The organism is Brevundimonas sp. FV1ye7S (genome assembly GCF_058680995.1).
Genome location: NZ_CM178726.1, coordinates 2,824,527 through 2,835,315, shown reverse-complemented (window position 1 = coordinate 2,835,315; position 10,789 = coordinate 2,824,527). Strand labels below are relative to the sequence as shown.

The window sequence follows — 10,789 nt, the reverse complement described above, 5'->3', positions numbered from 1 at the left end:
TGCTCAGCGGATCGACCCGTCCGCCATCGCGCGAGCGGCGCTACGACGCACCAGACGGCTGATCGTCGCGCCCTGAACCAGGACGGAGAAGAGGACGACCATATAGGTCGCGCCTAGGATGAGGTCCTTCATCGGGCCGGCTGGCAGCGAGAGCGCCAGGGCGATTGAAATCCCGCCGCGAAGGCCGCCCCACGTCATGACCGGAAAGGCCATCCGGATCGGGAGGAGGCGTCGCCAGAACAGCAGCGGGGCGCCCACGGAAACCGCGCGCGCAATCAGCACCAGGGGAATGGTGAGCAGACCCAGCCCCAGCAGGCCGATGCTGTCCGCAAGCACCACGGCCTCCAATCCGATCAGGAGGAAGAGGACGGCGTTGAGGATTTCGTCGATCAGGGCCCAGAACTTCAGCACATAGTCCTTGGTGGTGTCGCTCATGGCGTAGCTGACGCCCTGATTGCCCACGATCAGTCCCGCCACCGCCATGGCGACCGGACCGCTGACCTGAAGCGTCATGGCGACGGCGTAGCCGCCCATCACGGTCGCCAGGGTGATCATGACCTCCACGGAATAGTCGTCGATCATCTTCATGGCCCGATAGGCGATCCAGCCCACGACCGCGCCCAGCAGCGCCCCGCCCAAGGCTTCGACTAGGAACAGCTCGCCGGCGTGGGAGATCGAAAAGGCTTCGCCTCCGACGGCGCTGGCCAGAAGGATCGAGAACACCACGACGCCCACGCCGTCATTGAACAGGCTCTCCCCCGCGATCGTAGCCTGGAGGGTCGGGGGGACCTTCGCGGTCCTCAACACGCCCATGACCGCGACAGGGTCGGTCGGACTGATCAGAGCCCCGAACACAAAACACCAGATGAGCGGGACGTCGAAGCCGACAAGACCGGTGAGCGCCTTGAGGCCGAAGCCGACGATCAAGGTCGAAGCCGCCACCCCGATCGTGCTCAGTATGGCGATCTGCCAGCGCCCGCGCCTGAGATGTTCGATATCGACATGAAGGGCGCCGGCGAACAGCAGGAAGGACAACATGCCGTTCATCAGAGTGTCGTGGAAGTCGATGTCCTCGAGAAACCGGCTGACCCGCGCCGAGATGTCGCTTCCCTGGAAAAGCGCGTCGGCGCCGATGACCGCCAGCGAGGCCAGAGCTCCCATCAGCGTCATCGCGACTGTGCCGGGCAGTCGGAAATAGCGGTGATTGATCCAGCCCAGCACAGCGCTGAGCACGATAAGAATCGCGGCGGCGTCAAACGGGGACAGATGGAGCGGGGTCATGGCGTTCTTGCGTGACGAGGGCGGCCGAGGTTCTACGCACCACTTGCCACGGGGACGCAACTCCCCCGGGGCCAAGTCGTTCGCTTGCCATGCCTTCCAATCCTCTTCCTGAAGCCCTGTTCGACGGCTGGTCAGGCGTTCTGCGCATCCTGATCATCGCGCCCGCGGCCTATGCCGCTCTGGTCGTGATCCTGCGGCTGTCGGGCAAGCGGACGCTGTCCAAGTTGAACGCATTCGACCTGATCGTCACTGTGGCCATCGGCTCGACGCTGGCCTCGATCATCACCAGCAAGTCGCTGGCGCTCGTTGAGGGGCTGACGGCGCTTCTGTTGCTCGTCGCGATGCAATTGGCGGTCACCGCCGCTTCCGTCCGATTCAAGCTGATCGACCGGCTGGTGAAAGCCGAGCCGACCCTCCTTTTGCGAGACGGCCAGCTATTGCCGCGCGCAATGCGACGCCAGCGCGTAACCGAGGGAGAGGTTCAGGCGGCCGCGCGCGCCGCCGGCGTCCAGCGTCTCGACGATCTTGAAGCCGTGTTTCTCGAAACCGACGGCTCTCTGACGGCCTTGCCGCGCTCAGCGTGACCATGGATTTGATCTAGGCCTGACTCGCTCGGAAACGGTCCGGGCGTCCTCACTTCGCCGTCGGCGTGCTGGCGGCGCGATCCGTCGGGACCCGCGCCTTCGGCAAATGGAGCCCGCTCGATATCAGTGCGGGACGGCGAGTGCGATGAAAACGCCATCCGCGCCGCCGGTGTCGGATAGGACGATCTGAACATGGCCCTGAGAGACACACGCACACAGATCTGAGCGGCGGAGCTCAGTGGAAATCTCGCGAGCCCGGCAGGATGCGGACGTCCCGGGGGTGGCGGTGTGGGGCGTGACGGGGCGGTTGGGGATTGGCGACAATGTCCGCGCGGGCCAGTTGGACGGAGGTGTCGTGGTCTTCGGACAGGCGTGACAGTTCGCTGGAGCGGTCGATGACGCGGCGGGCGACCAGGTGGACCACGCCTTCCGGGCTTTTTTCCACGACGCCTTCGACCTCCATCAGCCGGGCGGCCATGACCTCGCGACGGAACTGTTCGAACATCCGCGCCCACAGGACGACATTGGTGATGCCGGTCTCGTCCTCCAGTGTGACGAAGATGGCGTTGCCCTTGCCTGGACGCTGACGGACCAGAACCACCCCGGCGACCCGCACCAGGGCGCCGCCGCGTTTCGCCTCGGTCCGGGCGCAGGTCAGCATCCGCTCGGCGTCGAACAGGGGCCGCAGGATGCTCATGGGATGTGCCTTCAGGGACAGGCGCAGGGTCTGATAGTCGGCGGCGACATGTTCGCCCAGCGGCATGGTCGGCAGCCTGGCGTCGGGTTCGGCGCCCAGTTCGCGCGCATCGGCGGCGGCGAACAACGGCAGGGGTGCATCGTCCGGCAGACGGCGCACGGCCCACAGGGCTTCGCGTCGATCCAGGCCCAGCGAGCGGAAGGCGTCGGCGTCGGCCAGCTTGCGCATGGCGGCGGCGGGCAGGGCGGCGCGTCGCGCCAGGGTCTCGACGTCGCAGGGGCGGGCGGCGGCGCGAGCGGCGACCAGCGCCTGGGCCCAGTCCTCGCGGAATCCGTCGATCTGACGCAGGCCGAGCCGCAGCGCCGGCGCGCCCTTCGGGCCTTCCAGGCTGTTGTCCCAATCACTGCAGGAGACATCGACCGGGCGCACCTCGACCCCATGCTCCTGGGCGCCCCGCACGATCTGGGCCGGGGCGTAGAAGCCCATCGGCTGGCTGTTCAGCAGGGCGCAGGCGAAGGCCGCCGCATGGTGGTGTTTGATCCACGACGAGACATAGACCAGCTGGGCGAAGGAGGCGGCGTGGCTTTCCGGAAAGCCGTAGGAGCCGAACCCCTTGATCTGGTCGAAGCAGCGCCGGGCGAAGGCCGGATCATAGCCGCGCTCGATCATCCGGCCGACCATCCGGTCTTCGTAGGTGTGCAGGGTGCCGTCGCCCCGGAAGGTGCCCATGGCCTTCCTCAGACCGTTGGCCTCTTTCTCGGTGAATTCGGCGGCGACCATGGCCACCTTCATCGCCTGTTCCTGAAACAGCGGCACGCCCAGGGTCTTTTCCAGAACCTGTTTCAGCTCGTCCGCCGGGTATTGCGGCCCCGGCTTGGAATAGTCGGGCAGTTCCAGCCCGTTGCGACGTCGCAGATAGGGATGGACCATGTCGCCCTGGATCGGACCGGGCCGGACGATGGCCACCTGGATCACCAGATCATAGAGTTTGCGCGGCTTCAGCCGGGGCAGCATGTTGATTTGGGCGCGGCTCTCGACCTGGAAGACGCCGATGGAGTCGCCCTGGCACAGCATGTCGTAAACGCCGGCGTCATCGGCCGGGATGGTATGCAGCGCCCAGTCCTCCTCCGAATGGGTGCGGATCAGATCGAAGGCCTTGCGGATGCAGGTCAGCATGCCGAGCGCCAGCACATCGACCTTCATCAGGCGTAGTTCGTCGATGTCGTCCTTGTCCCATTCGATGAAGGTGCGGTCGGCCATGGCGGCGTTGCCGATGGGGACCAGTTCGTCCAGCCGGTCCTGGGTCAGGACGAAGCCGCCGACGTGCTGGGACAGGTGGCGGGGAAAACCCAGCAGCCGCGTCGCCATCGCCACGGCGCGCCGGATCATCGGATTGGTTGGGTCCAGCCCGGCCTGTTCGACATGGCGGTCGCCGATCTCGCTGCCCCAACTGCCCCACTGGCTGGAGGCCAGACGGGCGGTGACGTCCTCGGTCAGGCCCAGAGCCTTGCCCACGTCGCGGATGGCGCTCTTGGGACGATAGCGGATGACGGTGGCGGCGATGCCGGCGCGTTCTCGGCCATAGCGTGTGTAGATGTGCTGGATGACCTCCTCTCGCCGCTCGTGCTCGAAGTCGACATCGATGTCGGGCGGTTCGCCTCGGTCCGACGACAGGAAGCGTTCGAACAACAGGTCGGATTCCGCCGGGTCCACCGCCGTGATGCCCAGCACATAGCAGACGGCGGAATTGGCCGCCGAACCGCGCCCCTGACACAGGATCCGCTTGTCGCGCGCCACCCTCACGATGTCGTAGATGGTCAGGAAGTAGGGTGCGTAGTCGGCCTTTGCGATGAAGGCCAACTCCTTCTCCAGCAGCACCCGCACCTTATCGGGGACGCCCTGGGAATAGCGCATCTCGGCGTGCAGCCAGGTCAGATGTTCCAGCCAGGCCTGCGGCGTCTGGTCGGGCGGGGTCGTCTCCTCGGGGTACTGATAGCTGATGTCGCTGAGGTCGAAACCGACGCGGGCCAGCAGGTTCGCGGTCTCGGCGACGGCCTCGGGCGCGTTGCGGAACAGGCGGGCCATTTCGGCGGGCGGCTTGAGCCAGCGTTCGCCGTTGGCGTTCAGACGCCGCCCCGCCGCCTCCACCGTGACGCCTTCGCGGATGCAGGTCAGCACGTCCTGCAGGTCGCGCTGGTCGGCGTCGTGATAGAGGACGTCGTTGACCGCCAGCAGCGGGACGCCGCTCTGTTCCGCCAGCGCCTTCAGCCGCGCCAGCCGCCGCCCGTCGTCGCCGCGCCGGCCCATGGCGACGCCCAGCCAGACCGCGCCGGGCGCCGCCTCGGTCACACGGTCAAGCGTCCGGTCCAGACCGTCCAGCCGGGCGTCCGGCATGAGGATCAGCAGCAGATCCTCCGGTGCGGCGAGCAGGTCGCGCAGCCCGATTTCGCACTGGCCCTTCACGGCTCGGCGATTGCCAAGGGTCAGCAGCCGCGTCAGTCGCCCCCAGCCGGCTCTCGTCTCGGGATAGGCGATGATGTCGGGCGTTCCGTCGTTGAAAGCCAGACGCGCGCCGGTCGCCAGTTTGAAGGTCGCGGCCCGTCGTCTGACCTCTTTCGACAGGGTCGGATCGTTCAACCGATCCTCGACATAGGTCGCTTCGCCAGGCCCTGCGCCGTCGCGCACGACATCGGGCGGCGACAGGCCGTCTTCGCGCAGGCTACGCAGGGCGCTCCAGGCCCGCACCACCCCGGCGACCGTGTTGCGGTCGGCCAGGCCAAGGCCCGCATGACCGCGCAGAATTCCGGTCATCACCAGATCCTTCGGATGCGACGCCCCCCTTAGGAAGGAGAAGTTGCTGGCGCTGGCCAGTTCGGCATAGGCGGGCGCGTTCATGCGAACAGGCCGTGTACGAACCAGCGCGGCTCGTCGGTCTCGCCGTACAGGCCCTGCCGAAACAGCCAGAACCGGCGGCCTTCGCGGTCTTCGACGCGATAGTAGTCGCGCGTCTTCTGATCCGGCGCGCGCCACCATTCGCCGCCGATCCGCTCCGGTCCTTCGGCGCAAGCCACCTCATGCAGCACCCGGCGCCAGCGGAAGCGCAAGGGCGAACCGTCGGGCACCTCGGCCAGGGTCTCGACCGGCTGGGGCGGGTCGAACATCTGCAAGGGGCGTAACGGCGGATCGTCAGGCGTCAGATCCGGCCAGTCCTGGGCCGCTCGCCCGACCTTCATTGTCGCCGGGACCATCCGTGCGGCGCGCTCGGGCATGTGCGACCCCAGAGGTTCGAACCGCAGCACGGCTTCAGGCCCCAGCCGCGCCGTCAGCCGGTCGATCAGGCGGCTGAAATCCTCGCCGTCCGGTCTGTCGCCGTCCAGGCTTGGCTGGTCGGGTTTCAGCGTCTGGGTCTCGAGAACAGACAGCCTGATCTGATCGAAGCCGAAGCCGGGGTCCAGGGGATTGGCCAGGGCCGCGAGCCTTTCACGGAACAGACGAAGCACCGCGATCCGGTCGCGTGTGGCCCGGCCGGTCCGCACGACGATGCGTCGGACCTCGCCGTCGACGCGGTAGAAGCCCGCCTCGAAGGCCCGGCCGCCCTGGCTTGCCTGATCCAGTCGATCCGCAGTCTCGATCAACAGATCGGACAGGACGCGTTCTACATCCGCGTCATCGACGATGGGTTCGAAGAAGATGCGGTCGACGGTGATGGGCGGCGGCGGCCGGTACGGCGTGATGCGCATGTCCTCGTCACCCAGGATCCGCGCCAGCCGGGCGGAAAAATCGGCGCCGAAGCGCGCGGCTAGCGGCGCGCGCGGACGATCGTCCAGATCGGCGATCCGCTTCAGACCCGCGCGCTGCAGGGCCTGGGTCTCGCGTTGCGAAAGTTCCAGCGCCGCAACAGGCAGCCGACGCACCTCCTGTCGATCCTGTCCCGCTTCGAACCGTCCGCCCGGCCCGAAACGGGCCAGAGCGCGCGCCGCCTGGGGCGTGGACGCCAGGGCGCTGCGGATCCCCAGGCCGATACGCCCCGCACGCTCATGCGCCGCGCGGACCAGTCCGGTTTCGTCGCCGAACAGATGGGCGCAGCCGGTCACGTCCAGCATCAGCCCATGTGGCGAATCCTCGGCGATCATGGGCGTGAACCGGCCGAAATCCTCCATCACCTGCAGCAGCAAGGCCGCGTCCATATCCGGTCGATGAACAATGGTGCGCAAGGCGGGCGTTCGCGCGCGGGCGTCGGCCAGCGTCAGGCCGGGGACCAGCCCCGCCCCGGACGCCGCCGGATCGACGGCGGCCAGCCGCAGCGCGCCGCCGATCTTCTCGACCAGGACCAAAGGCCTTGGATCGGGCTCAGGCGACCCGTCTGCGGAACGGGCGCGACGCTTCAGCCGGTCGCTGGGCAGCCAGGGGAACCACAGCGCCAGATAGCGGCGCCGGTTCGCGGAACGATCGCGTGTCACGATCCCACTCCATGATCCAGGTTCTGGGCTCGCCCCCGCCGCGTCGCCGAAGCAGGGTGGCGGAAAAAGACGGTCTGCCCGGCGCTCCGCCCTCGAGCGGCGCGGACGCCACGGCGCGCACCGACCATCGGCTTTCGGCGGCGCTGGGCGCCGGAACGGCGCCGGCCCTCGCCAGGAACAGCGTCCCATGACCACCCCCGGCCGCAAGCGCCAGCCGCCGACTGGCCGTCAGGGACAAGGCCCTGGCCTCGCCCCAGGCGCTGAGCAGCACGGCGCCCACCGCCGGTGTCCGTAACGCCTCCTCGCCGATAATGAGCAGCGTCTGAATGTCCGGCGCTCGCACCAGCAGCATGTCCGACGGCGCCAGCCCCATCTCATGCAGCCCCGGTCCATGCGGCCGCCCCGCCTCCAGCCCCATCATGTCGTGAAGCCCCCAGACGATGGCCCGTCCGTCCGCCGCCTGAAGCGCGCCGCCCAGGCCGAAGGCGTTGATCGCCACAGCGTCGGCCGGTGTTTCGGCGTACAGGTCATGTACTGCCCCGCGCGCCCAGCAGGATGGAAAGACGCTGGCGTCCCGTGTCTGGCGGGGAGCAAGCGAAAGGGTGCAGGCATTGAGCGATTCAAGCCGCGTCCTCAAGGCGGCCAAACGGTCATCAGGTCCAATGTTCTCCATTTGTTCCAAATGGCGCGCTATGCCGTGCGGAGTCAAGCGGGGCGATCTGAGCCTGCGCTCCTGTTCAGCGTTCCGCCAGGCCGGCGTCCGCACCCGGCATGACGCCGCTCGCCCGGGCCGGCGCCGCTTCCAGAATTTCCGTCACAGGTTGAAGCGTGTCGCGGGCCTGACGCGCCAGGGCCAGAACGGCGGGCGGCGCGTCGTCGGGGCTCTCGGCCACGAGGTCCATCAGACTTTCGGCGAGTTGCATCAGACGCGGCGCGGCGGCGATCAGCCGGGACTGGAATTCAATGCGCTGGGGGTCGCGGTCATATTCCGCGCCGGGCACGCGCCAGCCGCCCCAGTCGGCCGTGTCAGTGACGACGACGGGATAGGTGCCGGGCTGGGGGTGGTGCAGGCAGTCCTCTTCCGCCTGCCACTTGTTGCGGGCCCGCAGCACGCGCCAGTCGCCGACCTCGGCCCCGGCGGCGTCCGCGGCGGCCATCATCAGTTCGGCGGCGGCGAACTCACGCCCCAGGCCGACGTCGTAGGTGACGCGCACCGGCTCGTCGAAACCCTTGGCCCAGACCGGCTGAACCTTCTCGATGGTGGCCCAGGCGCCCACGCACTCGACCCAGACCTTCTGACCCTTCTGGAACTGCGCGCGCGCCATTCTGATCTCCCACCGTTCAGGGTGCAGGATGACTGACGCCGGTTAGCGCGTGGTGAGGGGGGAGGGTTAACGCGAGATGCTCTCCAGCGTCTCGCCGGCGTATTTCTCCTTCACCCGGGTCGACAGGTCGCCCAGCGAGATGACCCCGACGATGCGGCCATGCTTGTCCACCACGGGGGCGCGGCGGATCTGGCGCGACCCCATCAGGTCCAGCACGGATTTCAGGTCGTCGGTGTCCAGCACCGTCTGCGGGTCGCGGGTGATGTATTCGACCACAGGCGCGGTCGGCGACGCACCAGCGGCAATGGCGCGCACGACGATGTCGCGGTCGGTGATGGCGCCGATCAACTGGTCGCCGTCGGCCACGGGCACGAAGCCGAAATCCCCCTTGGCCATCCGGGCGGCGACCTCCTGAAGCGTGTCGCCGGGTCGGGCGAGGTGGACATCCTTGGTCATGACGTCGCGGATCTTCATGGCGGTCTCCTGGGGTGTAGCGTCACCGTGAAAACCCGCCGCGCACGGCGGGGTTCCGCCGCTGTGCGCCCGCTTGACGCCGCTCGGCCTTAAGGCGCGCGGCGTTCAGGCAGGTCCTTGGCCGCGCGCACCAACTGGACGAACTCGGCCCGGTCGCCCCAGGGATCCTCGCCGCGCGCGCCCTGGGCCTGGGCCAGCACCTGGTCCCAGCCGTAGTCGGCGTTCATCCACGGGTCGTTGCGAAGCTTCTGACCGAACGCGGCGACGGCCAAGGCCCAGCGCGTGGCCTCGGGCGGTTGGGCGCCGGCGGGGCGGCTGGTCAGAGGCTGCTGGATCAGGTCCGATCGGCTGCGGCCCGGCTGTTTGTAGCGGACCTGGATGAAGCCGATCTCGCCGTTTGGATCGCCGCCGCCGGCGCCGATCCGATTGTCGGGATAGCGGCGCTCGGGAACCTGGGTCGGACCGCCGACCGGGGTGATCTCGTACAGGGCCGTGACGCTGGCGCCCGATCCCACCTCGCCTGCGTCGACGCGGTCGTTGGCGAAGTCCGCCTCGTTCAGCAGCCGGGTCTCATAGCCGATCAGCCGCCATTCGGCGACGCGGGCGGGATTGAACTCGACCTGGATCTTGACGTCGTCGGCGATGGGGAAGGCGCCCTTGTCGAACATCGGGCCGAACAGGCGTCGCGCGTCGCGCAGGTCGCCCACATAGGCCGCCACGCCATTGCCGGCCTGGGCGATGGTCTGCATCCGGGCGTCCTGGTAGTTGCCGCGCCCGAAGCCGTAGACCGACAGATAGACGCCGGTTCCGCGCTTTTCGGCGACATAGTCTTCCAGCCGCTTGTTGTCGGTCACGCCGACGTTGAAGTCGCCGTCGGTGAACATCAGGATGCGGTTGACCTTGTCGCGGGCGAAACTGGCCTGGGCCTGGTCATAGGCGTTGGTCATCCCGGTCGCCCCGGCCGTGCCGCCCGAGGCGCGAAGGCTGGCGACGGCGCAGCGCATCTTCAGCTTCTGGTCGCCGGGCGTGGGCTGCAGGGTCGTGCCCGCACCCTCGGCGTAATAGGTCACGGCCAGGCTGTCCTGCGGCCGAAGCCGGTCAATGGCCAGGTTCATCGCCTGTTTGGCCAGGTCCAGCTTGTCCGGGCTGCGCATCGAGCCCGACACATCGACCAGGAAGGTCAGGTTCAGCGGCCGCTGCTCGCCCTGCGGCAGCTCATAACCCTGCAAGCCGATCTGGACGATCTGGCGGCCGTCTGCCCAGGGCGAAGCGGCGACCGCGGTGGTGATGGCAAAAGGTCGAGCCTGGGACGTCGGGCGGGCATAGCCATAGTCGAAGGCGTTGATCAGCTCCTCGACCCGCACCGCGTCCACCGGGGGGCTGCGGCCCTCGTCGATGAAGCGGCGGACATTGGAATAGGCGGCTGTGTCCACGTCGATCGAGAAGGTGGAGACCGGCTGGTCCGCCGTCCGCTTGACCGGGTTGGGCGTGGCGTCGGGATAGGTTTCGGTGTCGGACGGGGCCGGGGCGCCGGGCATGATGCGCGATCCGGTCACGACCACGGCGTTGAGCGGAGCCTGCCCCGGTGCGGCGGCGACCACCGCCGGACGCATGGGTGCTGGCGGGGCCGGCGGCGGCGGTGGAGGAGGAGGGGGCGGCGGGGGAGGCGCCCCGCCCTCGATACGGCTCAGCGTCGGGGCCGGGATCGGCGTCGGCCGGACGGGGCTGGTCAGATGTTGCATCGGTTCGCCCGGCGGGGACAGGACGAAGCCCAACGGCGCGCAGGCGGCCGGCGTGGCTTCGCCATCCAATGACGGGCGTTGGGGCTGGGCCAGGGCGAAGGTCGGAGCCGCTACGGGCGGCGCCGCGACGGACAGGCCCAGGGTGGCGGCGACGGCGATCCTGACGAGACGCGACATGGCTTCCTCCGGTTGTTCTGGACGCTACTCCGCTTGTCGCCTGAGGCGA

Annotated in this window: 8 protein-coding genes; 1 reads left to right on the top strand and 7 read right to left on the bottom strand. The window is 68.4% G+C overall.

Features of this window, described 5'->3' with window-relative positions; genetic code table 11:
* Positions 1-3: 3 nt before the first annotated feature.
* Positions 4-1,281, bottom strand: coding sequence for a cation:proton antiporter (locus tag ACW18C_RS13850; protein WP_492071506.1), 1,278 nt, complete (start codon positions 1,279-1,281; stop codon positions 4-6).
* An 11-nt stretch (positions 1,282-1,292) separates the two neighbouring features.
* Between ACW18C_RS13850 and ACW18C_RS13845 the strand changes: the two genes are divergently transcribed.
* The gene (locus tag ACW18C_RS13845; RefSeq protein ID WP_426024774.1) at positions 1,293-1,865 is read left to right on the top strand and encodes a DUF421 domain-containing protein; all 573 of its coding nucleotides are present in this window, start codon (positions 1,293-1,295) and stop codon (positions 1,863-1,865) included.
* A 235-nt stretch (positions 1,866-2,100) separates the two neighbouring features.
* Here the strand turns inward: ACW18C_RS13845 and ACW18C_RS13840 are convergent, their stop codons facing one another.
* From ACW18C_RS13840 to ACW18C_RS13815, 6 genes are all read right to left on the bottom strand, one after another.
* The gene (locus ACW18C_RS13840; RefSeq protein WP_492071505.1) at positions 2,101-5,457 is read right to left on the bottom strand and encodes an error-prone DNA polymerase; all 3,357 of its coding nucleotides are present in this window, start codon (positions 5,455-5,457) and stop codon (positions 2,101-2,103) included.
* Entirely contained in the window at positions 5,454-7,022 is a 1,569-nt protein-coding gene (locus ACW18C_RS13835; RefSeq protein ID WP_492071503.1) for a Y-family DNA polymerase, read from the bottom strand. Before ACW18C_RS13835 ends, ACW18C_RS13840 begins: the two co-directional genes overlap by 4 nt.
* Positions 6,913-7,521 carry an ImuA family protein gene (locus tag ACW18C_RS13830; protein ID WP_492071502.1) on the bottom strand — a complete coding sequence of 203 codons (609 nt, stop codon included), beginning with the start codon at positions 7,519-7,521 and terminating at the stop codon, positions 6,913-6,915. The genes ACW18C_RS13835 and ACW18C_RS13830 overlap by 110 nt, the downstream gene beginning before the upstream one ends.
* A 238-nt stretch (positions 7,522-7,759) precedes the next feature.
* Positions 7,760-8,347 (bottom strand): hypothetical protein, encoded by a 588-nt coding sequence (locus ACW18C_RS13825; protein ID WP_492071501.1) that lies wholly within the window; start codon positions 8,345-8,347, stop codon positions 7,760-7,762.
* Positions 8,348-8,413: 66 nt separating this feature from the next.
* Positions 8,414-8,821 carry a CBS domain-containing protein gene (locus ACW18C_RS13820; protein WP_304936946.1) on the bottom strand — a complete coding sequence of 136 codons (408 nt, stop codon included), beginning with the start codon at positions 8,819-8,821 and terminating at the stop codon, positions 8,414-8,416.
* An 89-nt stretch (positions 8,822-8,910) separates the two neighbouring features.
* The gene (locus ACW18C_RS13815) at positions 8,911-10,740 is read right to left on the bottom strand and encodes a vWA domain-containing protein (RefSeq protein WP_492071500.1); all 1,830 of its coding nucleotides are present in this window, start codon (positions 10,738-10,740) and stop codon (positions 8,911-8,913) included.
* Positions 10,741-10,789: the final 49 nt, after the last annotated feature.

Excerpts from the sequence above, each read along its gene's own strand:
- ACW18C_RS13850 (WP_492071506.1), bottom strand. The coding sequence starts at position 1,281 with ATGACCCCGCTCCATCTGTCCCCGTTTGACGCCGCCGCGATTCTTATC.
- ACW18C_RS13825 (WP_492071501.1), bottom strand. The coding sequence starts at position 8,347 with ATGGCGCGCGCGCAGTTCCAGAAGGGTCAGAAGGTCTGGGTCGAGTGC.
- ACW18C_RS13820 (WP_304936946.1), bottom strand. The coding sequence starts at position 8,821 with ATGAAGATCCGCGACGTCATGACCAAGGATGTCCACCTCGCCCGACCC.
- ACW18C_RS13815 (WP_492071500.1), bottom strand. The coding sequence starts at position 10,740 with ATGTCGCGTCTCGTCAGGATCGCCGTCGCCGCCACCCTGGGCCTGTCC.
- ACW18C_RS13840 (WP_492071505.1), bottom strand. The coding sequence starts at position 5,457 with ATGAACGCGCCCGCCTATGCCGAACTGGCCAGCGCCAGCAACTTCTCC.